This window comes from Pseudoalteromonas lipolytica, from assembly GCF_003515105.1.
GTDB classification, from domain to species: Bacteria; Pseudomonadota; Gammaproteobacteria; order Enterobacterales; family Alteromonadaceae; genus Pseudoalteromonas; species Pseudoalteromonas lipolytica.
Window position 1 is genome coordinate 3,348,615 of record NZ_CP032090.1, and the last position, 22,121, is coordinate 3,370,735.

Consider the following 22,121-nt stretch of genomic DNA (forward strand, 5'->3'; position numbering starts at 1 on the left):
TGAGTCCTTATTTTTATTGTTATAGCGACTTCATAGTGCCTTTTGGCAATACTGCAGAAACAGCTGATTTTTGTACTGTTACTTCTGCTTGGTCGTTTAATGAGATAACGATGAAGTCTTTGTCATCAGCGATTTTAGCAATTTTACCAACTAAACCACCTTGCGTAAGCACTTCGTCACCTTTTGCCATCGCGCTCATAAGGGCTTTATGCTCTTTTACACGCTTAGCTTGCGGACGGTAAATTAAGAAATAAAATACCAGACCAAAAATACCCAACATGATTAGCATTTCCATGCCACCACCTGCTGGTGCTGCACCTGCCGCACTTGCGTGCGCGTTTGAGATGAATAAACTCATTACACTTCCTCTTTAATTTTTCTAAAAATTTAATCTGATGTATCTGCAAGCTCTGGCACTTCTTGGCCGCGGCGTGCATAAAAATCTGCAACAAATTCGTCTAGTTTGCCATGACTAATGGCATTACGTAAGCCTTCCATTACACGTTGATAATAACGTAAGTTATGAATCGTGTTTAGACGTGCGCCTAAGATTTCATTACATTTATCAAGATGATGCAAGTACGCACGTGAATAGTTTTTACATGTATGGCAATCACACTCTGGATCAAGTGGACCGGTGTCTGTTTTATGTACTGCGTTACGGATTTTAACAATGCCACCTGTCACGAATAAGTGACCATTACGTGCATTACGGGTTGGCATTACACAGTCGAACATATCGATACCACGACGCACCGCTTCAACCAAGTCTTCTGGTTTACCAACGCCCATTAAGTAACGTGGTTTGTCGGCTGGCATTTTATACGCACAATGATCAAGAATATTGATCATTTCGTTTTTAGGTTCACCCACTGATAAACCGCCCAGTGCATAACCATCAAAACCAATGTCTTCTAGGCCTTTTTGCGATTGTGCACGAAGCTCAGGGTACATACCCCCTTGGATAATACCAAACAGTGCAGCTGGATTATCACCATGCCCTTCTTTTGAACGTTTAGCCCAACGCAGCGAGAGCTCCATTGAGTCTTTGGCTTCTTTTTCAGTGGCAGGATATGGCGTACATTCGTCGAAAATCATCACAATATCAGAGCCTAAGTCGCGCTGAACTTGCATGGCTTTTTCTGGTGAAAGCATGATTTTTTCACCATTCACAGGCGAGCTAAACATGACGCCCTCTTCGGTGATTTTACGCATTGCACCTAAGCTGAATACTTGGAAACCGCCTGAATCAGTTAAGATAGGACGATCCCAATTCATGAAGTCGTGTAAATCACCGTGTTGCTTAATGATTTCTGTGCCAGGACGCAGCATAAGGTGAAAAGTATTACCAAGGCAGATTTGTGCCCCCGTGTCTTTTACTTCATCGGGAGTCATCCCTTTTACCGTGCCGTAAGTACCTACAGGCATAAATGCAGGCGTTTCTACAACACCACGCTCAAAAATCAAGCGGCCACGGCGCGCTTTACCGTCAGTACGGTCTAATTCAAATTTCATATTATCCTCTAGTGTCGGAAAAACAGTCCAACAAGCTATAATTTAACCGCTCGATTCTAACCTGTTTGCGCATTTATTACTATTAATTGGGCTAAATTCAAAAATAAAAAGCCCGCTAGCTAAACTCTCCCCACCATGCAGAATTCAGCGTTGCACAGCGGCTTCATATCAACGCATAGCATAGTAAGAATGGCTGAAAATAAAAAACCCAGTGAAATGCTGGGCTTTTTACGGGGTAATATAAAAGATGACTAACGCTTATTTACGCGTTAAGAACATGGCATCACCATAACTGAAAAAGCGATACTGTTGCTCAATTGCTGTGTGATAAGCACCCATAATGTTTTCTTGGCCTGCGAACGCGCTCACCAACATAATCAACGTTGATTCAGGTAAGTGGAAGTTAGTGACCATGGCATCCACCACATTGAACTGATAACCCGGGTAAATAAAGATGTCAGTATCACCAAAGTAAGTATCAAGCTTGCCACCATGTACTTTGGCAGCCGACTCTAAAGAACGTACTGAAGTGGTGCCCACCGCAACAACACGCCCGCCTTTTGCTTTGGTTTCGGCTACGGCTTTTACAACCTCATCAGGAACTTCGATATATTCTGAGTGCATAACATGTTCATCAACTGAATCAACACGCACAGGTTGGAATGTACCCGCACCCACGTGCAAAGTAACAAACGCCATGTTAATGCCTTTGTCTTTTAAAGCCGCCATTAATTTATCGTCAAAGTGAAGCCCTGCTGTTGGTGCTGCAACAGCACCGGGTTTCTCACCATACACCGTTTGATAACGCTCACGATCAGCCTCGTTATCTGGGCGGTCTATGTATGGTGGTAATGGCATGTGGCCAATATCGTTTAAGATATCTAATACATTTTCGTCTTTAGCAAACTCAAGTTCAAATAGCTCACCGTGACGCGCTACCATGGTTGCTTCGGCTTTGCCTTCAAGGATAATTTTAGAGCCCGGTTTTGGTGATTTACTCGCACGTACGTGAGCCAGTACACGATGCTCGTCCAATACGCGCTCAACGAGTACTTCAAGCTTACCGCCAGACTCTTTTTGGCCAAACATTCGTGCTGGTATCACTTTCGTGTTGTTAAACACTAATAAGTCATTTTCATTTACCAGAGATAAAATATCACTAAACACTTTGTGTTCAACTTGCCCTGTTGGGCCGTCGAGCGTTAATAAACGACTGCTTGTTCGATCTGCTTTTGGAAAACGAGCAATTAATTCATCAGGAAGGTCAAAGCTAAAATCAGCCACGCGCATAGAGCATATCTCTCATTAATAAAAACGCGCCAAGTTTACTCTGATACGCTTGCCACCTCAAGCAAAGCACCTCGGTTCAAGAACAAACAACCTAACCGTGTAAGCTGGTACAGGCTAATAACCGTTTTTAGGTAAAGTTTGCTTGTAGAATAATAGAAATGTCATTATTCTAACCCATTCACTAAGCATGGGTTCAGTTAAGAGGTAGTAGCGCCATGGCAAAGCAGTTGCAACTGCTAATTTTAAACGCTAGCGTTGCTGAGCGTGAAACAATTAAGTTAACACTCAACAAACTTAATGTTTTTACGTTTATTGAAGCCAACGACTCGCAAGAGGCGTTAAAAATACTTAAAAGCCAGCCGGTGGATATTATTATTACGGGCCTTGAAGTCGGCAAAATTGACGGCTGGCGCTTCTCGCGCATGATTCGCTCGGGGTTATTAAAAACCCCAAAAAATACACCTATACTGCTAACTCCCCCCATTTATTGTGAGCGTATTGCTGAAACAACAGCCCGCAGTTATGGTATTGATGCTGTATTGCCTTTTGAACGCCAAGATATGCTGCCGCAAGTCCTTGCTAATGTCCTGTCGACACACCTAGAAAAAAGCAGCCGCCTTAATTTACTCCTGCTTGAAACGAATAACAGCAAAGCAAATAACATCAACGAACAACTCAAACTCAGTTTTGCTGTTACACACACGACATCGACAAAAGCAGCACTGGCGACGTATCTACAACAAAAGTTTGCAATTGTATTGATTGATGCAACGCAATCGCAATCAGATCCCGCAGGCGCGCTGATTAGCGAAATATTGCAGCATAATCCTAAACAAGCCATTGTTACCATCATTGATAACAACGATGCTGATTATGCCGAGCAACTGTTGCTCTCTGGTGTCACCGATTTTATACGCGCCCCTTATGATCAGTCTTTACTGAGCAAAGTATGTGACCATGCCGCACGCCGTGAAGATTTTATGGTGAGTTATGCAGAGTTTGCACAAAAAGTTGAGCAACTAAGCCAAAGCCAAAGCCGCTATAAAGAGCTTTTTTCGGCTCACCAACGTATTTTATTGCATTTAAACACCGTGGTATTGGAGTTTGATCAGCAAGGAAATATTCGCTTTATTAACCCTGCATGGGAAAACCTCACGGGATACGGCATTAAATCAAGTTTATCTAAGTCGTTAACTGATTTTTGTTTGCCTGAGTGTCAGTCCAAGTTACAAGATACGATTCAAAGTATTTTGCACGGGGGGGAGCTACAACAGCAAGTTGAGATACAACTGAGTCATAAAAACGGCAATGCCATTTGGGTTGAATGCCGAATGCAGTTAATAAAAAACAGCCGTAACTCTGCAACGATTACAGCCACTATCGATAACATTCACGAACGTAAGCAAGCTGAGTTACAGCTTCGTCATTTAGCATTGCATGACACGCTAACTGAATTACATAACCGCTATTATTTTGATCAACAATTGCAACGTATTTGCCAAGCAAAATACACCAATGGCGATATAGAACATGCGCTTATTTATATCGATTTAGATCATTTTAAAATCATCAATGACAGTAAAGGTCATCAACAAGGTGATATTGTGCTTAAAGAAGTCGCTCAACTCTTTACTGCCAATATTAGCGACGAGCACTTAATTTGCCGTATTGGCGGTGATGAATTTGCGGTTATTCTGAAAAACACCAATTTGCTTGATGCCCATTTAGTCGCAGAAAGTATTTGTATGGCCATTGAAAAACATCAATTTCATTCAGAAGGCCAAGAATATTCGATTAGCTGCTCAATTGGCCTAACACAAATTACCGCACAAAATAATGATCCCAACGAATGCCTTAAGCAAGCTGATATTGCGCTGTATGTTGCAAAAAGCTTAGGCCGTAATCTGGTTCATTGTTATTCAAAAGAAGACACTCACCACAATAGCCTACAAGCAGGGTTAGAGTGGGGCCACAGCATTCGCCAAGCGCTGCAACACGATGCAATTGAATTACATTACCAACCAATTTGGGATTTTAAACGTGGTCATGTGGCTTACTTTGAAACCTTACTGCGTTTAAAGCTTGATAATGAGCTTATTTACCCGAATCAATTTATCCCCGCATTAGAGTTACTAAACGACACATACCTGATGGACCAATGTGTTATTCGTAATGCGATTAAAAGTGTTGCTGATTTTCCTGAGCTCAACCAAGTGGCTATTAATTTATCGGCACAGTCATTTTTAGATGAACGATTATTACCGCATATAGAATCAAGCCTACAAGAGTATAACGTTGAACCCACGCGTATTATTTTTGAAATAACCGAGTCAGCCAGTATCAATAATTTAGCGGCCACCCGCGCAATGATAGAGCGCCTCAATGGCTTAGGCTGCCATTTCTCGATTGACGACTTTGGCACTGGCTTTAGTACATTTAACTACCTTAAACAGCTGCCAGCACAACATGTAAAAATTGATGGCTCGTTTGTTCGCGATATGTTGAACGACCCTATCGACCTTGCGCTCGTGAAGGCGATAAACGATATTAGCCGCTCTTTAGATAAGCGTTCTGTTGCTGAATACGTTGAAAATAAAGAAATATTTTTAGCACTAAAAGAGATAGGCGTCGATTACGGGCAAGGTTACTTTATTGCACGCCCCATGCCCGTTGAAAAAATTAGCAGTGAGCTTGAAAGAATCTCTAACAATAAACTTTTTAGCTAACAACTGACTAGCTAATTCGCCCCGAATATTGATACATTTTTAAACAATTTTATTAACTTTTTATCTACCATCCTGAGAATACTCATCTATAATTAATTCACGCCAAGAGATAATGTCGCGTATTTATAGTGATAATCTAAAAAAAACATGACATTACCTTTTATATTACACATACTGAAAACAACTTAACATCTATAAGTTCTTGTATTAGCGGTATTTAGGAGAAAAGTGATGACACAACTAATCGTATTGTTACTGATCGTTAATCTAGGGATAGCATATCAATGTTACCGTAATGCGACCTTCAAAGGGTACCCGGTAAAAGTATTTACAGGGTTGGGCTTAGTGCCTTATTTTAATCTGGTTGTTTGGGTTTACTTATTGTTTTTACCCAGCTTAAAGCCTTTTTCAATGGATGAAAAGCAGCCCTTATAGGCTGCTTTTTTGGTTGGAAAATCAATTAATTAAAATACATAGCTTGATGCACGTTCGAGTAGTTGCGACGATTTAATATTCCCCACTACACACTGTTTAATATCTGCTTTTTTAAACACTTTAATGTGATCCTTTTTGCTCTGATCGAGTCCGCGAATAACAACACTGACGTGCTCATCGTCGGGTAAGCTTCGTAAACCACTGCCATAATCACACAACGATAATGCAATACTGTTATTTACACTGTTTGTTAGGGCCATCATTTGCTGCTGCTGCTCTTTTGCGCGCGCTTGCTTTTTCTCTGCAAGTTGTTTGCGTAACCTTTGCTGCTTCAATGACAGCGTTTGTTGCTCTTTTTCAAGCTCTTTAATAGAGGCTTGTAACTCTTTTTTACGTTGCTCAAGTGCTTGATTTTCAGCTTCCTTATCATGACGACGCTCAAATTCAATATCACGTTTTTCGCGTTCAAGATCACGAATTTCACGGCTAATATCACGCTCTTGCTCAGCCACTTCACGGACTTGCTCTGCACTTTCACGCATCATTTCCATCGCGTGCTGATACGCTTCTTGCGTTTTAACGACCACAGCGTCGCTTATCACCTGCACATGGTCACCAAGAATCTCAATGTCGCTTATTTCATCAAAATTAATATCTGGCATAGGTGGCAAAGGAGCATCAGGCACCGATGCAAAAATAGTTGACCATCGCGACCCCCGCACGTCAAAACTAAACACCACTCCTTGGTGCTGTAAATAACTTGCTGACACGTTGCTCACTTTGTTATCCGTATCTTGCTTTAAAGCAGCCGTAAGAATTTTTTCCATAATTCCTACTTCACGCTGAATTTTATCTAACTCATCACTACTTTGTGCAAACACAGGGTTCACTGTTGCTACACCACATAGCAATAACACCGCACTGGCTATCATGTTCTTTGGCATTTTAATACTCCACGTTGTTGGCAACGGTTGGCATGGGTCGGCCATCCACTTGCTCTGCTAAATCATTCAATTGCATACGCAAGTATGCTTGGTCTTGGGCGCGCTGCGTTTTGATATAAGCAAGCACACTGGCAATATCTTCTTGTCGCTCTACACGACCCGTTTTAATCGCTTCTTTCGCTAGCTGATACATATGCTGTTGTTGTATGTCATTTTGTGCTGTTAGCATGTTCTGCAATTGATCTATTTGTTTTTGTTGTGACTCTAATAAACGAGTTTGCTTAGCCACTTGCTCAAGCAACTGTGAGTCTGTTTGTTCTGGGCTGGTTATTAATAACCAGGCACACAATGCGATAGACGCAGCCATCGCCCATAAACCAGAACCAAAATACACAGCCTGCTTGTGCGTTTGTGGCATACAAGAACCACGATCCCAGTCAGGTACTGGTAACGGTTGATAGTTAAGACTATGCTGCTGCCACTTTGTCGCATTTTCCATCATCAAGGCATAGTCAGGATTACTTTCGAGCAACCTAATTTGCTCTTCCGTTAAGCTTTCACCTTCTAGCCATGCTGTAAATAACGACTCTAAATTAGCCATCTACTGCCTCCAAATGCACTTTTAACTTACCTAACGCACTGTATAATCTTGATTTAGCAGTATTAGTTGAAATACCTAACTGCTCAGCAATTTCCTCAAATGTGCAATGCTGAAAAAACTTTAACTCTACAACCAAACGCTGCTCCCACGGCAAATTGTTCATCATACTTTTAAGCTCATTATGCTGTTGAGATTGCTGTTGATTCGCTTCTATTTCACTACGCTCACAGGCTTCTTCGGGTAAAGCATCTAGGCTTTGGTGGTGCTTACGGCGACGATAATACTCAACACTTCGTCTATGCACGATTTGGTAAAGCCAAGTATTAAAGCTGCAATCTCCCCGAAAGCTAGGCAAACTCTTATACACAGAAATAAACACTTCTTGCATTAAGTCCATTGCATCATCAGGGTGACTCAACATTCGCAAACAATAGTTATAGACCTGCGTTTCATGTTGCTTCACTAATTTCAACCATGCCCGTTTATTGCCTTGTTGCGCCTTGGCAATTAATGTGTCGAGTGATTGAAAAAACACGGTAGCCTCGTCATGTTATTTATCTATCGTAAAAAGGGGTAATGTATAAAGTTAGTCGAAGGAAGGAAAAAAATAGTTTGCTTTAATAATAAAAAACCCCAAATTTTTATTTGGGGCTGCAATTTATTCTGCTGATTGGGTATGTAAGCTGCATTGCTTGGCAAGAAACAGCTCTAACTGTTGACTAAACAGCCTAAAATCGCGGATTCGCCCGGTGGTTTTACGCCACACAATACCAATATCTCGGTATGCGTCGCTTTGTGATGGCGTTGCCACCATGTCTTTTTTCTCTAGAATGCCGGCGTTAATCGCCATTTGCGGTAAAAAAGTAACGCCCAGTTGATGCTCAACCATGCTCAGTAACGTATGTAAGCTGGCCGCTTCAAACGGGTTAATGCAACTTGAGCGATTTAAATGGCAAGCACTTAAGGCATGACCTGTCATACAGTGCTCTCGCTCTAGCAAAAACACACTGGCATCGGGCAACAAGTTAAAGTCTTCGACACCTTTCGCTGGCATATAATCTTTATGGTGAACTAAGCTAAAGTGGTCTTTAGCGAGCACTTGGGTGTGAAACTTTTCGGTATCGAACGGCAACGCAAGCAACGCGATATCAATTTGCCCGTGTTCAAGCTTATCCAGTAACTTTTCACTGGTATCTTCAACAAGTACTAACTCAAGCTCGGTAAATGTTTGCTTGCAAAAGTGATACAACGGCGCCGCGATAAAGCTGGCGATGGTAGGGATCACGCCTAAGGTTAACTTACCACTTAACGGGGTTAAAAAGCTTTTGGTGAGTTCTTTCAAACTTAGCGTATCGTCAATGATTTTACGTGCTTTCTCTACGACCTCTTCCCCAATGGCAGTAAACATTAAGCTGCGATTTTCACGCTCGATAAGCTGACAACCTAAGGTTTCTTCTAAGTTTTGAATCGCACTGCTTAACGTGGACTGACCAATAAAGCAGGCACTTGCGGCACGACCAAAGTGTTGGTGCTGATGAACGGCGAGTAAATATTGTAGTTGTTTAATACTGGGTAAGTTATTCATACTCTTTTTTACTACCTGCAAATAAAAAGACCCCAATACCTAGGGCATTGAGATCTTTTCAAGCTAAAAGTCTGTTAGTACTTTTTAAACGCCGAAGGCTGTTCTCAGTACGTAGAAAATAACAATAGCAAGGGCTGCGCCAACTGGCAATGTAATTACCCAAGAAACTACAATGTTTCTTACAACACCCATGTTAAGCGCTGCGATACCACGTGCCATACCAACACCTAATACAGCACCTACAAGCGTTTGTGTTGTAGAGATTGGTAAACCCGTACCTGATGCAATAACAACCGTTGATGCAGCAGCAAGCTCAGCAGCGAAACCACGGCTAGGCGTTAAATGAGTAATACCTTCACCGATTGTTTTGATTACTTTCTTACCTAAAATAGCAAGGCCAGCAACAATACCCAAACCACCCAGTGGTAAAATCCACCATGCGATAGCGGCTTTCTTAGCAATTTCACCGTTGTGCTCAACAATGTTTACAACAGCAGCTAGTGGACCAATCGCGTTTGCAACATCGTTCGAACCATGGGCGAATGCCATACAACAAGCTGTTAATACCATTAATACCGCGAACACTTTTTCAACGTTATTAAATTGCATTTTCTTGTCAGCTTTAGGATCAATTTTTAAGCGTGAAATAGCAAACTTACCAATAATACCAACCACGACAGCGATCGCGATAGAAAGTGCGTAACCCTCAACAGCGCCTAGGTTAATACCAATGTGCTTCAAGCCTTTCTTAATCGTAACTAAAGACATAATGAAGCCCGCTAGACCCATATACACAGGGACAAAGCGCTTAGCGTTTTTAAGTGGAGCATCGGTATCAAAAATAAGCTTTTGTGCACTCATAAAGATAAGGTAAGCAATAAAGCCCGAAATTGCAGGTGTTACAATCCAACTCCCCACAATGCCCAGTACTTTATTCCATTGGATTGCTTCGCTGCCAACAGCCACTAAAGCAAAACCAATAATCGCACCGATAATTGAGTGAGTAGTCGATACAGGCCAGCCAAGGAAAGAGGCGATTAATAGCCAGCTACCTGCAGCAAATAACGCGGCAATCATGCCTAAGATCATAAGCTCAGGTATATCAATAAATGGCGTGGCGTCGATAATTCCTTTACGAATAGTTGATGTAACCTCACCACCGGCAAGGTAAGCACCTGCGAATTCAAACACCATCGCAATAATAATTGCTTGTTTGATAGTAAGTGCTTTTGAACCTACTGATGTACCCATCGCATTGGCAACGTCATTTGCACCAATACCATAAGCCATGAAGAAACCGACTGCTGCGGCAATTAAAACTAAAAAAGTGCCGTAATTTGCAATGATATCCATTGTGTGAAACCTTTAATTTTTCGTATTTGAACTGATTTTAAATTAACGAGCTAACATCAGCTCAAGACGAGAACCTACGCGCTCTGCAATATCAGCTAGATCGCCGACCCACTCAATGATCTTGTACAAGAACATCACATCAATTGGGTTTAGTTCATTTTCAACGGCGCGCAATTGACGGCGTATTTTGATTTGCATGTCATCCGTGTCTTGTTCGATTGCATCCAATTCAACGAGCATTTTTTCTACTAAAGTCACTTCGCGACCTTTGAAGCCCGTTTCAAGTAGCTCATCTAACTCGTTAATTGCTTTTGATGCTTGTTTTGTCGCATCAACACAACGTGTTACATAAGCAAGAAAATCTTCTTGAATTTCTACCGGAATCGTCATTTCTCGACCAATTACACGACCTGCAATGTCTTTTGCTTTATTCGCAATTTTGTCTTGTTGGGTAACAAGCTCTAACAAATCGGTACGCTCAACTGGCATAAATAAGCCGCGCGGTAGTTGAAGGCGAATGTTACGTTTCATGTCATCCGCTTCACGTTCTAAATTACGAATGTTTAGACGGATTTCCTCCGCTTCTTTCCATTCTTCTTTAAAAACGTGATTAAAGAAAGGGATCAAGGCTTTGCTTGCTTGATGTACTTTCTTAATGTGATCTTCCATAGGCTTAATAGGAGATTTAGCAAAAACCCCTAAAAATGCATTTGTAGGCATAACTGACCCTTTATAAATTAGTATGCTTTGGCAGGTTCGAATTTTACAGCATTGTGTACGATTTTGAACGCTTTTTCTGCCTGACATCACCAATAATAGACAAAGCGGCCTAAAGCCGCTCGGTTTAAAAATGAAAAGTGCTTAAAAATTTACAGCGACTTTTCGATATCTGCTTGAGATGTATGACGAATATCTTTACCGTTCACAAAATAGATAATGTATTCTGCGATATTCTGACAACGGTCGCCAATACGCTCAAGTGAACGAACTGACCACACTAAATCCATAATTTTAGGGATTGAGCGTGGATCTTCCATCATATATGTCATAATTTGACGCGTAATTGCTTCATATTCACGGTCAACTTTTGCATCTTCTTTATGAACTTCGAAGGCACATTGCACATCCATACGGGCAAATGCATCAAGTACATCATGAAGCATCTTCGACACTTGGCGACCCATATTTTCAATATTAACAAGAAGATCTTGTTGATCTTTGGTAAATGAATCAAGCGCCACTTTTGCAATGCGCTCTGCTTCGTCACCAATGCGCTCTAAATCGGCGATTGTTTTCGCAATCGCAATAACTAAACGTAAATCACTGGCAGCAGGCTGACGACGTGCAATAATGCGTGTGCATTCTTCGTCAATATTGACTTCCATGGCGTTTACTTTGTAGTCGTTTTCACGGACTTTTTGCGCCAATTCTGCATCACCTTTACTAACCGCATCAAGCGCACTATTTAACTGCTGCTCAACTAAGCCACCCATGCTAAGTACATGGTTACGAACATTTTCAAGCTCTTCATTAAAGCGACCTGAAATATGCTTATTAATATTATGTTCCATTGTCTACCTCTATAAAATTCGTTTACGTTACCAAGTGTTTTATTCGACTAGCCGTAGCGGCCAGTGATGTAATCTTCTGTTTTCTTTTTACTTGGTGTCGTAAATAAGGTGTTGGTATCTGAATACTCTATCAATTCGCCCATGTACATAAACGCTGTTTGGTCTGATACACGCGCGGCTTGTTGCATGTTATGAGTAACAATAACCACGGTAAACTTATTCTTTAAGTCGTTAATGAGCTCTTCAATAACTAATGTAGAAATTGGATCGAGTGCCGATGTTGGCTCATCTAACAAGAGCACTTCTGGCTCAATCGCAATTGATCGCGCAATCACAAGACGTTGCTGCTGACCACCTGATAGGCCAAATGCACTATCGTGAAGACGATCTTTTACTTCATCCCACAATGCAGCACCACGTAAAGATTGCTCAACGACTTCGTCTAATTTACGCTTTTCTTTAATTCCTTGTAAGCGTAGGCCATAAACAACATTTTCGTAGATTGATTTTGGAAATGGATTCGGACGTTGGAATACCATACCAACATTACGACGCAGTGCGGCAACATCGACACTTTTATCGTAGATGTTATGACCATGTAGTAAAATTTCACCGGTGATACGACAGCTATCAACTAGATCATTCATACGGTTAATACAACGAAGCAGCGTTGATTTACCACACCCCGATGGGCCGATAAACGCTGTTACCTGACCTTTGGGAATCTTCATATTTACGCCGCTAAGCGCTTGTTTATCACCGTAGTATAGATCTAAATCTTTAATCTCTAACGCAGTTTGCTCTGCGGTTAGATTCTCTAAGTCTAGTTTTGCCGCGCTTTTCGCTTGGTTTACGTGTGGTGCAACTGTAATCATCTCTGTCTACCTATAAAAATTCTGTATTAATGCTCTAGAGCTCTAAACTTTTCGCGTAAATGGTTACGAATACCAATCGCGGTGATATTCAGGGCGATAATTACTGAAACCAGTAAGAATGCCGTGGCATATACCAGCGGACGTGCCGCTTCTACGTTCGGGCTTTGGAAACCAACATCATAAATGTGGAAACCTAAGTGCATAAATTTTCTATCTAAATGTACGTATGGGAAGTTGCCGTCTAGTGGCAATGTAGGCGCCATTTTAACCACACCCACTAACATAAGTGGCGCAACCTCGCCCGCGGCACGTGCAACCGCTAAAATTAATCCAGTCATAATCGCTGGGCTGGCCATTGGAATAATAATACGCCATAAGGTTTCAGCTTTTGTCGCACCCAGTGCTAATGAACCGTGGCGAACAGTACTTGGAATACGTGATAAACCTTCTTCTGTTGAAACGATAACCACAGGTAAGGTTAAAATCGCAAGGGTCAATGCCGACCATATCACACCTGGCGTACCAAAAACGGGGCTTGGCGATGATTCAGGGTAAAATAATTGGTCAATACTGCCACCCAACATGTAAACGAAGAAACCCAGACCAAATACACCGTAAACAATAGATGGTACACCCGCAAGGTTGATAACGGCGATGCGAATCATCTTCGTAACAGCATTTTTGGCTGCATATTCGTGCAAGTAAATTGCCGCAACCACACCAAATGGCGTCACAATAACGGCCATCAGTAATACCATGAACACGGTACCGAAAATCGCAGGGAATACACCCCCTTCGGTGTTTGCTTCGCGCGGATCGTCTGACACAAACTTACCTAGCTGTACAAAGTAATGACCTAACTTAGCAAAGAACCCCATGTCATTTGGGAACCACACATCAAGCACTTGATAAAGTGGTAATGTAACAACCTCACCGCGCATATCTTTTACGGTTACTTGGTCACGCTTTGCTTCTTTGCGTAGCGCAAAAAGTTGTTTTTCAAGTACCGAGTATTCTTCACGTAGCTCAGCACGGGCAGCTGCCAGCTCTGCAACACGTTCATCGGTAAGTTCATTATCAAGCTGATACGCTTTTTCTTTTAAACGTAAGCGCTCAAGTTCGTAGTTAATGTGACCAATGTCGCCATTTTGCAGATCAAGTGCTTGGTCATTTAACTCAACAGCACGCTCAACAAGATCATAGAGTACGTCTATTTTGTTCTCTGTGATAACTTCGCCGTCTTTAATAACTTGGTCAACATAGCCGTAAAAATTACCATTTTTACTGCGCTCAAATACGGCAAGTTCAGCCGGCGCTGTGCGTGATTTGATATCGGTTTCTAATACCCAACGGAAATCTAAATCAACGTATTCACGGTTACCGGTTTTAATTAATAAACGTTCTAACTGCTCTTTGTCGTAATGAGATAAATCAACGCCTGTTGCCTCAATACGTGACTTTGCAACGAGCTCACGATCATAAACTTCACCAATCACAGTTTGTTTTGCAACTGAGCCTTGTAACTCAAGTTGAATAACTTCTGATGGCCAGAAAAAGCTTAAACCTTTCCAAGCAATCATGGCTAACAAACCAAGAACTGAGATTAAACTGATGCTCACCGCACCACCGGTCATCCAAATCCAAGGAGAACCAGACTTAAACCACTGCTTTACCATGTCGTGTCTCTCCACCTACATTGAACTGTATTTATCACGCAGTTGCTGACGAACAAACTCAGCCACTGTGTTGAAAATAAATGTGAATATGAATAGTACAAACGCTGCTAAGAATAGAATGCGATAATGCGAGCTGCCTACTTCTGACTCTGGCATTTCAACCGCGATATTCGCTGCAAGTGTTCGCATACCTTGGAAAATACTCCAATCCATAATAGGCGTGTTACCTGTTGCCATAAGTACAATCATTGTTTCACCCACTGCACGGCCAAGACCCATCATCACTGCGGAGAAAATACCTGGGCTTGCAGTAAGAAGAACCACACGTACCAGTGTTTGCCATTGTGTTGCACCGAGTGCCAGTGAACCATTCGATAAATGTTTAGGAACACTGAACACCGCATCTTCTGCAATCGAGAAAATAGTGGGGATAACCGCAAAGCCCATCGCAATACCGACAACGAGCGAGTTACGTTGGTCGAATGTCATGCCTAATTCATTGGTGAGGTACTGACGAACATTACCATCGAATACCCATGATTCAATTGTGCCACTCATCGCAAATGACAACCAACCAATAAACAGCACAACCGGAATCAATAAGATTGAGTGCGAACCTTCAGGCACACGGTGACGAATAGAAGCTGGCAGCTTATTCCAACCAAATGCAGTCAGTAAGATACCAATCGGTAGTAACAGCAGTAAGCCCACAATCGCTGGTAAATGCTCTTCAATTAACGGCGCTAACCAAAGACCGGCTAAGAAACCCAAAATAACGGTCGGTAACGCTTCCATGATTTCAACGGTTGGCTTTACGACTTTACGCAGCTCACTCGACATGAAGTATGCGGTGTAGATAGCCGCAGATAAGGCAATTGGTACCGCAAATAACATCGCGTATAGTGCGGCTTTAATGGTACCGAATGAAATTGGCACTAACGAGAATTTAGACTCAAAATCATCACTCGCTGAAGTTGACTGCCAAATGTATGCAGGTTCAGGGTAACCTTCGTACCAAACCTCTTGCCATAATGCAGACCACGTTACTTCTGGGTGCTCATTATGGATTTCAATCACTTTCAATGCATCATCAGCAAGAATAAGTGCAGCATTTGAACGCGGCGCAATTGCGAAATTATCAATTGGGCCGTCACTGACTTTACCTTGCCACAGCTTTGCTTCACTGGTGGTGTAGTAAATGCCTAGTTCGCCATTGGCACCCGCAGTAAAGAAAGTGCGGCGATAGAATTCAGTGAAAATACTTAACTTTGATTGTTTGCTGGTTTCAAACGCGCGAATTTTTTGAAACTCACGGCCTTCGTCGGTATTCACCTCAAACCACTGCGAAACTTCGCCATTATCATTGGCAAGCATCAATGAGTTTGCACCGGCAAGTAATTGCGTAGAAACGAGGTTTGCGTTTTCTTCGTTTGCAGCAAGTACTTGAATAAGCTCTACCTCAGACGGATAGCGCGTATCGTAAACATAAATTTGGTTAGCTGAGCGAATAAAGGTGCGCGTCGTATCTGGCGACATTAATAACTCATCAACACGGCCATCAATATCAAGCTCTGTGCGCTCAACGCTCCATTCAACTTCGCCAGTGAACATGTTCTCTTCAGCTAAAAAGCTGCTAAATAAAACACGTTTATCCGCAGTTAACGCAACCACCGCGGTTTTATCTTCGTAATGGCTAAATGCAAACTTCTTAATGGCAGCGCCTTGCTCATCAACTTCTAACGCCACTTTACCCAGAGGGTAATCTAAACGAGGCGTTAATTGACGCTCATTGTTAGGGAATGTGACCAAAAACTTCGGCACCACAACCATAACAGACCCGTTTTCAAGGCCATAAGCGTATTGCCCTTGAAAAGGAGCTGAGCTTGCAAAACTGCTTACATCACTGGGGAGTTCAGTGTTAAGAGTGGTGATTTTTTTACCGAAGTGTTGTTTTTCAACATTGTAAAAATCAACCGTGCCTTTTTCGCCTAGTAAAAAGGCAACTTCGGTTTGTTCTTCAATACCGAGCCCAACAATTTCTGACGCATTTTGTAGTTTTACACTGTTACGTGTCTCTACTTTTGCTGATTCAAAAATAGGTTGAACAACATAAAGAAGGTAAAAGAAAATTAGTAACAGCGCGACAAGCACCATTACACCACCTGCGGAAATACCCCACTTGGCAAACCGATCTTTAAATAGACGGCTTCTATCCGTATGAAAGGTCGGTTTATTCGGATTGGAAGTCATCAAAACACCCTTAAATCTTAACGTTGGGCGCATTATATTTCACCAAGATGACAGTATTGTTACAAACGTCATATTTCAGTGTAATAAAACAGGTATTTTAGATACGGGGTTTATCCCTAAAACATGACCAAAATACTACCAAAAACAATACTCTAAGAATGCCAAAGGAATTAAGCTAACAATTTGTTATCGCTAATTTTTTATTACTCTATGGAAAAAATTGGACAAACGTTAAATCAGCATTAATACTCAATGTGACTTATTTTTTTCAATAATAAGAATCATCTTAACCCAACGCCTCCTTCCTTTTTTGCATTTTTCAGAGGCTTTTTATAGAGAATTAAATATGAAGCAGTTAGTAATTACTATTTTAGGTCCCGATAAACCGGGCCTCGTCGAAGATATTTCAGCCACGATTTTAAGCCATCATGGCAATTGGTTAACCAGTAACTTAAGTCATTTAGCGGGCCATTTTGCGGGCATTATTGAAGCCGCAGTTCCTGAAGAACACTTGCAAGAATTGCAAGATGCGCTGCACAGCTTACCGCATTTAGAGGTAAGGATTGAGCGCGGCACTGATACCTTACCTGACGTGCCTTCTGAAGAAATTAATTTTGTGATCACCGGTAACGATAGACCAGGCATCGTGCAAGAGCTTGCCAGTGTCATTCGCCACAAAGGCGCTAACATTACGCATCTCAATTCAAAACAACAGAGTGCGCCAAATTGGGGAGTGCCTATTTTTAGCGCGGTGGCCACCGTTGCGCTACCAGTGGGGATGAACAAAGACGAAGTCATCAGTGCGCTTGAATCGATTACCACCGATCTTATTGTTGATATAGAAGATGCTTAATCAACGACTATAAGGGCACAAATAACCCTTGATACCTAACGACGTGTCACATTAGTGACACGTATGTCACATAACCGTCATCTGCATCCTCTATATTCTAACTAGCCAGAAACGTTGGAAAAACAGATGAACGCAAGTCACTCCTCTTCACACGCCGTCACTTACTTTGCCAAAGAGCTTAGTTGGCTGTCTTTTAATGAGCGCGTACTGCAAGAAGCAAAAGACAAGTCGAACCCAATCATCGAACGAATGCGCTTTTTAGGGATTTATTCAAACAACATGGACGAATTTTTCCGTGTGCGTGTCGCCGATGTTAAGCGTCGTATTCTACTTAACAAACTGCCTGACGCGAATTTTGAAGAAGACGAAATACTGTTACAGCAAATACAAAAAAAAGTACTGCAACTAGGTAAGAAATTTAATCAAATTCATAAGGATATTTTAGCCGACTTAAATGAGCACAATATTCATGTTGAATTACCCGAAAAGTTAAGCGAATTCCATTTAAACTGGCTAGAAAAATTCTTTCACGACAGTGTATTGCAACATATTTTACCTATTTTGATCACAGAGAAAAAAGACTACTCCGATCAAATTAACGACACAATGACCTACTTTTTTGTCGAAATGAGTACGCAAAAAAGCCATTACGCAATGCTTGAAGTCCCTACCGACCGAGTGCCGCGTTTTATTATTTTGCCGCCAGAGAAAACTCGTCGCCATAAAACCATTGTGATGCTGGATGACATCATCGCTTATTTTATTCGCGATGTGTTTAGCAGCTTTTTTAGCTTTGATGATATTCAGTGCTATGCAATTAAATTAACCCGTGATGCTGAGTACAATCTAGATGATGAACTTGAAGAAGGGTTGCTCGATAAAATGTCGAAGGGGCTAAAACAGCGGATTTATGCCGAGCCTGTACGCCTTGTTTATGATGAAAGCATGCCCGATGACATGCTCAGTGTCATGAAAAAACGCCTCAATATAAGCCAGCATGATGCGCTTATTCCTGCAGGACGCTATCGCAATTTTAGAGACTTTATCGCCTTTCCGAATGTGGGTCGCCAATACTTAGAAAATAAACCATTGGCGGCGTTAAAAAGTGCTGCATTTAATCAGTTTTCAAGTGTGTTTGACGCGATTTCAGCACACGATATTTTACTCTACTACCCCTATCACACCTTTAATCATTTATTAGAGTTTGTCCGCCAAGCTGCGTTTGACCCTGATGTTACGCAAATTAAAGTAAATATATATCGCGTTGCGAGCCAATCGCGCTTAGTGTCAACGCTGATTAATGCTGCAAAAAATGGCAAGCATGTCACAGTTATGGTTGAGTTAAAGGCGCGCTTTGACGAGCAAAATAATATTGAGTGGGCGAAAACGCTTAGTAATGCTGGGGTTAAAGTTATTTTTGGTATTCCCGCATTAAAAGTGCACAGTAAATTGTGCGTTATTCACCGTAAAGAAAAAAACACCGTCGTGAAGTATGCTCACATTGGGACGGGGAATTTCCATGAAAAAACCGCAAAAATTTATACCGACTTTAGCTTATTCACCAAACACGAGGGGATCACAGAAGAGTGTGACAGCGTGTTCAAATTTATTGAAAGTAGCTACCGACCTTTTCATTTTGAACATTTAATGATTTCGCCTGTCAATGCGCGCGAAACAATTATGGCGCTCATTGATGATGAAATCGCCCTCGTAGAGCGTGGAAAACAGGGCCGTATTACCTTAAAAGTGAATAATTTAGTTGATAAGCAGCTTGTCGATCACCTTTATTTTGCTGCAAGACGCGGTGTTAAAATACGTATTATCGTTCGCGGTATGTGCTCATTAGTCCCTACAACCACCAGTGCGCATGACAATATTCGTATCATAAGCATTGTTGACCGATTTTTAGAACATCCCAGAGTGATGGTGTTCCATAACAATGGTGATGAAAAAGTCTATATTTCCTCTGCCGATTGGATGACCCGAAATTTAGACCATCGTGTCGAAGTGGCCGTTCCTATTTTTGATGCAAAACTTAAGCAACTCATTATTGATATTCTTGAGCTACAGTTTAAAGACCGAACTAAAGCACGTTTGATCGACAGTGAGCAGAAAAATCACTATGTTCGCCGAGGTAATCGCAAGAAAATTCGCTCGCAAATTGCCATCTACGATCACTTAAAGAAATGGGAAAGTAACTATAATAATGAATGATTATCCTTCAATTGCTGCAGTAGATTTAGGCTCAAACAGTTTTCATTTAGTGGTCGCAAGAGAAGTCGATGGCTCTTTGCAAATACTCCATAAAGAAAAGCAGCGGGTATATTTAGCGGATGGCTTAGATGATAAAAATCATTTGAGCCAAGCGGCAATCGAACGCGCTTTAGCTATCCTTAAGCAGTTTGCAGCCACATTACAGGACTTTCCACTTGAGAACGTGAAGGTTGCCGCCACGTATACACTAAGACGTGCCAAAAACATTCACTCGTTTTTAACCCAAGCCAGTGACGTTTTTCCATACCCGATTGAAGTCATTTCAGGACAAGAAGAAGCGCGCTTGATATACCAAGGTGTCGCGCATTACATTCATCATGATAATAATCGCTTAGTCATTGATATCGGCGGTGGAAGCACCGAATTAATTATCGGTAAACACTTTAAGCATCGCTTACTTTCAAGCCGAAACATGGGGTGTGTCAGCTATACAAAGCAGTTTTTTGCTGATGGACAAATTAATGCCAAACGCTTCGCGAAAGCACAAATACGCGCAGAGCAAGAGCTTGAAGTTATCTTTGCGAACTACATCAACACAGGTTGGCAGTCTGTCGTGGGGACATCGGGTACAATAAAATCAATTTTGGCAATGATTAATGCAAATGACGCAGAGCAAGAGCTGATTACTCTTGAAAGACTGCATGAGCTTAAAACGCAATTTATTGCCGCTAAACAGATTCAAAATTTACACATTGAAGGTTTAACACCTGAGCGACAAGAGAGTATTTGTGGTGGGCTCGCGATTTTAATTGCACTCTTTACGCTTTTCGACATCGATGCGATGCAATACAGTGACTTTTCACTGCGTGAAGGGCTCTTGCATGAAATGCAGCAAAAACTCGCACACAAAGATATTCGCACCAATACCATTCATAATTTAAGCGATCGCAATACCATCGATAAAGAACACGCAAACCGCGTATCTAGCACCGCTGAATGGTTATTTGAACACGTTAAAACACCTTGGCAGCTCAGCCATCCCGATTTTTTAAATTTACTTAATTGGGCGGCACAGTTACATGAAATAGGGCTGGGCATAAACTCATCTGGTTTACATAAACACAGTGCTTATATTGTGGCAAATAGTCAGCTTCCGGGCTTTACACAGCAACAGCAAACGCTACTCAGCTGTATGATCCGCTTTTACCGTAAAAAGATTCGTTTAGACCAATTTCCCACTTTACACACAGTGCAACACCATCAAATTTTACAGCTGATCGTGATTTTGCGTCTTGCCGTGCTTTTAAATCAAAAACGCACACCAGATCAAGGCGTGTCGTTAACGGTAACGGCCAAGCAAAATAGCATGTTCTTAAAATTCAACGACACGTGGCTGAAGGAACATACTTTGCTTTTGGCCGATTTACAGCAAGAACAAAAATACCTTAAAAAAGTCGGCTTTTTGCTCGATTTTCATTAATGATACCGCTCTGCTTAATTAGTGGTCTATTTTGAGGCAATAAAACCGCGTTGATAACAAGGCTAAAATGTCGTTATTTAGTTGTTCTCGGCCATTGCTCTTGCATTGCATTGCTCTGCATCCATGCAGTCGTAAATCAGACATTTTTAACGCAGGTAGCAACTGGTTTAATCACCCAAAATGATTAAGTATTATTGCGGATTAATGGTATTACATATCCCTATGACGATTAGCACTTTGCATCATTTGCTTTAAGCCTTGATGCTCAAGTTCGAGTAAGCGCTCAAGCTTTTCAATCGTGTCTTGGGTTTCTGCTCGCGAAACAAGGTACTCGTATAAATCGATCACCTTTTTATGTTGAGTTGATAGGTAAACTTGAATGGCTGTTTCGTCTATTTGCTGATCAGTGCTGATGTCACTGAATGTGATCAGTTCAGGGTTGTCTGCAAAATATTCATAGCAGTAAGTATCAAGGGTGTTTATTTCGGTAATGGCTTTAAAGCCAACCAAATCTTCGGCGAGCTTTTTCTCATAGTTGAGATAATACTCCACCAGCATTTGATTATGTTCATCCAATAAGTCTTTTACACTATGGAAGTTGGCCGCCATTTGGGTGTGAAATAAAACGGTCCAATCATAAACCTGTTGTATTGTTTTAACTTGCATGTGCATTCCTTATTAAAGTCAATTTAATAAATAAATGCATAAATCAATCCAGATTAAAAACTCTTTTAAATCAATAAATAAACTGTG

General features: G+C 41.5%; 19 protein-coding genes. 5 read left to right on the top strand and 14 right to left on the bottom strand.

Translation table 11 applies throughout. The annotated features are described in order from the left end of the window. Positions 1–19: 19 nt before the first annotated feature. The 3 genes from yajC to queA all read right to left on the bottom strand — a co-directional run bounded on the left by yajC (position 20) and on the right by queA (position 2,805). Positions 20–358, bottom strand: a complete 339-nt coding sequence (gene yajC / locus D0907_RS15010) for a preprotein translocase subunit YajC (protein WP_036973302.1) — start codon at positions 356–358, stop codon at positions 20–22. A gap of 29 nt (positions 359–387) precedes the next feature. Continuing rightward, on the bottom strand, positions 388–1,515 hold the full coding sequence (gene tgt, locus D0907_RS15015) for a tRNA guanosine(34) transglycosylase Tgt (protein ID WP_036973303.1): 1,128 nt from the start codon (positions 1,513–1,515) through the stop codon (positions 388–390). Between the two features lie 258 nt (positions 1,516–1,773). After that, complete coding sequence (gene queA, locus D0907_RS15020) at positions 1,774–2,805, bottom strand: tRNA preQ1(34) S-adenosylmethionine ribosyltransferase-isomerase QueA (protein WP_036973304.1); 1,032 nt, start codon at positions 2,803–2,805, stop codon at positions 1,774–1,776. Positions 2,806–3,020: 215 nt separating this feature from the next. On the opposite strand from queA, the gene D0907_RS15025 reads away from it, so the two are divergent. Together D0907_RS15025 and D0907_RS15030 are read left to right on the top strand one after the other, a co-directional pair. Beyond that, positions 3,021–5,531 (top strand): two-component system response regulator, encoded by a 2,511-nt coding sequence (locus tag D0907_RS15025; RefSeq protein ID WP_118844705.1) that lies wholly within the window; start codon positions 3,021–3,023, stop codon positions 5,529–5,531. 231 nt (positions 5,532–5,762) lie between these two features. Next, positions 5,763–5,966: a hypothetical protein gene (locus D0907_RS15030; RefSeq protein ID WP_118844706.1), complete on the top strand. Its 204-nt coding sequence runs from the start codon at positions 5,763–5,765 to the stop codon at positions 5,964–5,966. Positions 5,967–5,995: 29 nt separating this feature from the next. Here D0907_RS15030 and D0907_RS15035 read toward each other — a convergent pair whose 3' ends face one another. From D0907_RS15035 to D0907_RS15080, 10 genes are all read right to left on the bottom strand, one after another. Next, positions 5,996–6,910 (bottom strand): hypothetical protein, encoded by a 915-nt coding sequence (locus D0907_RS15035; protein WP_075594507.1) that lies wholly within the window; start codon positions 6,908–6,910, stop codon positions 5,996–5,998. A 1-nt stretch (position 6,911) separates the two neighbouring features. Further along, positions 6,912–7,511, bottom strand: coding sequence for a hypothetical protein (locus D0907_RS15040; RefSeq protein ID WP_118844707.1), 600 nt, complete (start codon positions 7,509–7,511; stop codon positions 6,912–6,914). Next, positions 7,504–8,046, bottom strand: a complete 543-nt coding sequence (locus tag D0907_RS15045) for an RNA polymerase sigma factor (protein WP_074989223.1) — start codon at positions 8,044–8,046, stop codon at positions 7,504–7,506. The genes D0907_RS15040 and D0907_RS15045 overlap by 8 nt, the downstream gene beginning before the upstream one ends. Positions 8,047–8,169: 123 nt before the next feature. Beyond that, entirely contained in the window at positions 8,170–9,096 is a 927-nt protein-coding gene (locus tag D0907_RS15050; protein WP_036973310.1) for a hydrogen peroxide-inducible genes activator, read from the bottom strand. An 84-nt stretch (positions 9,097–9,180) separates the two neighbouring features. Beyond that, a complete protein-coding gene (locus D0907_RS15055; RefSeq protein WP_036973311.1) occupies positions 9,181–10,449 on the bottom strand; it encodes an inorganic phosphate transporter in 1,269 nt (422 codons plus the stop codon). A 42-nt stretch (positions 10,450–10,491) separates the two neighbouring features. Beyond that, positions 10,492–11,169, bottom strand: a complete 678-nt coding sequence (locus D0907_RS15060) for a TIGR00153 family protein (protein WP_036973312.1) — start codon at positions 11,167–11,169, stop codon at positions 10,492–10,494. 149 nt (positions 11,170–11,318) lie between these two features. Continuing rightward, the gene (gene phoU / locus D0907_RS15065) at positions 11,319–12,020 is read right to left on the bottom strand and encodes a phosphate signaling complex protein PhoU (RefSeq protein ID WP_036973313.1); all 702 of its coding nucleotides are present in this window, start codon (positions 12,018–12,020) and stop codon (positions 11,319–11,321) included. A 47-nt stretch (positions 12,021–12,067) separates the two neighbouring features. Beyond that, complete coding sequence (pstB, locus tag D0907_RS15070) at positions 12,068–12,895, bottom strand: phosphate ABC transporter ATP-binding protein PstB (RefSeq protein ID WP_036973314.1); 828 nt, start codon at positions 12,893–12,895, stop codon at positions 12,068–12,070. A 26-nt stretch (positions 12,896–12,921) separates the two neighbouring features. Beyond that, the gene (gene pstA, locus D0907_RS15075; RefSeq protein ID WP_036973315.1) at positions 12,922–14,571 is read right to left on the bottom strand and encodes a phosphate ABC transporter permease PstA; all 1,650 of its coding nucleotides are present in this window, start codon (positions 14,569–14,571) and stop codon (positions 12,922–12,924) included. Between the two features lie 15 nt (positions 14,572–14,586). Then, on the bottom strand, positions 14,587–16,821 hold the full coding sequence (locus tag D0907_RS15080; protein ID WP_065979566.1) for an ABC transporter permease subunit: 2,235 nt from the start codon (positions 16,819–16,821) through the stop codon (positions 14,587–14,589). Positions 16,822–17,167: 346 nt separating this feature from the next. On the opposite strand from D0907_RS15080, the gene D0907_RS15085 reads away from it, so the two are divergent. The 3 genes from D0907_RS15085 (at position 17,168) to ppx (ending at position 21,368) form a co-directional block, all read left to right on the top strand. Then, a complete protein-coding gene (locus D0907_RS15085; protein WP_036973316.1) occupies positions 17,168–17,674 on the top strand; it encodes a glycine cleavage system transcriptional repressor in 507 nt (168 codons plus the stop codon). A 126-nt stretch (positions 17,675–17,800) separates the two neighbouring features. After that, positions 17,801–19,888, top strand: coding sequence for a polyphosphate kinase 1 (ppk1, locus tag D0907_RS15090; RefSeq protein WP_075594511.1), 2,088 nt, complete (start codon positions 17,801–17,803; stop codon positions 19,886–19,888). Further along, positions 19,881–21,368: an exopolyphosphatase gene (gene ppx / locus D0907_RS15095; protein ID WP_036973318.1), complete on the top strand. Its 1,488-nt coding sequence runs from the start codon at positions 19,881–19,883 to the stop codon at positions 21,366–21,368. The genes ppk1 and ppx overlap by 8 nt, the downstream gene beginning before the upstream one ends. A gap of 210 nt (positions 21,369–21,578) precedes the next feature. Here the strand turns inward: ppx and D0907_RS15100 are convergent, their stop codons facing one another. Further along, positions 21,579–22,034 carry a hypothetical protein gene (locus D0907_RS15100; RefSeq protein WP_036973319.1) on the bottom strand — a complete coding sequence of 152 codons (456 nt, stop codon included), beginning with the start codon at positions 22,032–22,034 and terminating at the stop codon, positions 21,579–21,581. Positions 22,035–22,121: the final 87 nt, after the last annotated feature.

Excerpts from the sequence above, each read along its gene's own strand:
- yajC (WP_036973302.1), bottom strand. The coding sequence starts at position 358 with ATGAGTTTATTCATCTCAAACGCGCACGCAAGTGCGGCAGGTGCAGCA.
- ppx (WP_036973318.1), top strand. The coding sequence starts at position 19,881 with ATGAATGATTATCCTTCAATTGCTGCAGTAGATTTAGGCTCAAACAGT.
- D0907_RS15040 (WP_118844707.1), bottom strand. The coding sequence starts at position 7,511 with ATGGCTAATTTAGAGTCGTTATTTACAGCATGGCTAGAAGGTGAAAGC.
- D0907_RS15025 (WP_118844705.1), top strand. The coding sequence starts at position 3,021 with ATGGCAAAGCAGTTGCAACTGCTAATTTTAAACGCTAGCGTTGCTGAG.
- queA (WP_036973304.1), bottom strand. The coding sequence starts at position 2,805 with ATGCGCGTGGCTGATTTTAGCTTTGACCTTCCTGATGAATTAATTGCT.
- D0907_RS15080 (WP_065979566.1), bottom strand. The coding sequence starts at position 16,821 with ATGACTTCCAATCCGAATAAACCGACCTTTCATACGGATAGAAGCCGT.
- phoU (WP_036973313.1), bottom strand. The coding sequence starts at position 12,020 with ATGGAACATAATATTAATAAGCATATTTCAGGTCGCTTTAATGAAGAG.
- D0907_RS15050 (WP_036973310.1), bottom strand. The coding sequence starts at position 9,096 with ATGAATAACTTACCCAGTATTAAACAACTACAATATTTACTCGCCGTT.
- D0907_RS15055 (WP_036973311.1), bottom strand. The coding sequence starts at position 10,449 with ATGGATATCATTGCAAATTACGGCACTTTTTTAGTTTTAATTGCCGCA.
- D0907_RS15100 (WP_036973319.1), bottom strand. The coding sequence starts at position 22,034 with ATGCAAGTTAAAACAATACAACAGGTTTATGATTGGACCGTTTTATTT.
- pstA (WP_036973315.1), bottom strand. The coding sequence starts at position 14,571 with ATGGTAAAGCAGTGGTTTAAGTCTGGTTCTCCTTGGATTTGGATGACC.
- pstB (WP_036973314.1), bottom strand. The coding sequence starts at position 12,895 with ATGATTACAGTTGCACCACACGTAAACCAAGCGAAAAGCGCGGCAAAA.
- D0907_RS15085 (WP_036973316.1), top strand. The coding sequence starts at position 17,168 with ATGAAGCAGTTAGTAATTACTATTTTAGGTCCCGATAAACCGGGCCTC.
- D0907_RS15060 (WP_036973312.1), bottom strand. The coding sequence starts at position 11,169 with ATGCCTACAAATGCATTTTTAGGGGTTTTTGCTAAATCTCCTATTAAG.
- tgt (WP_036973303.1), bottom strand. The coding sequence starts at position 1,515 with ATGAAATTTGAATTAGACCGTACTGACGGTAAAGCGCGCCGTGGCCGC.
- D0907_RS15035 (WP_075594507.1), bottom strand. The coding sequence starts at position 6,910 with ATGCCAAAGAACATGATAGCCAGTGCGGTGTTATTGCTATGTGGTGTA.
- D0907_RS15030 (WP_118844706.1), top strand. The coding sequence starts at position 5,763 with ATGACACAACTAATCGTATTGTTACTGATCGTTAATCTAGGGATAGCA.
- ppk1 (WP_075594511.1), top strand. The coding sequence starts at position 17,801 with ATGAACGCAAGTCACTCCTCTTCACACGCCGTCACTTACTTTGCCAAA.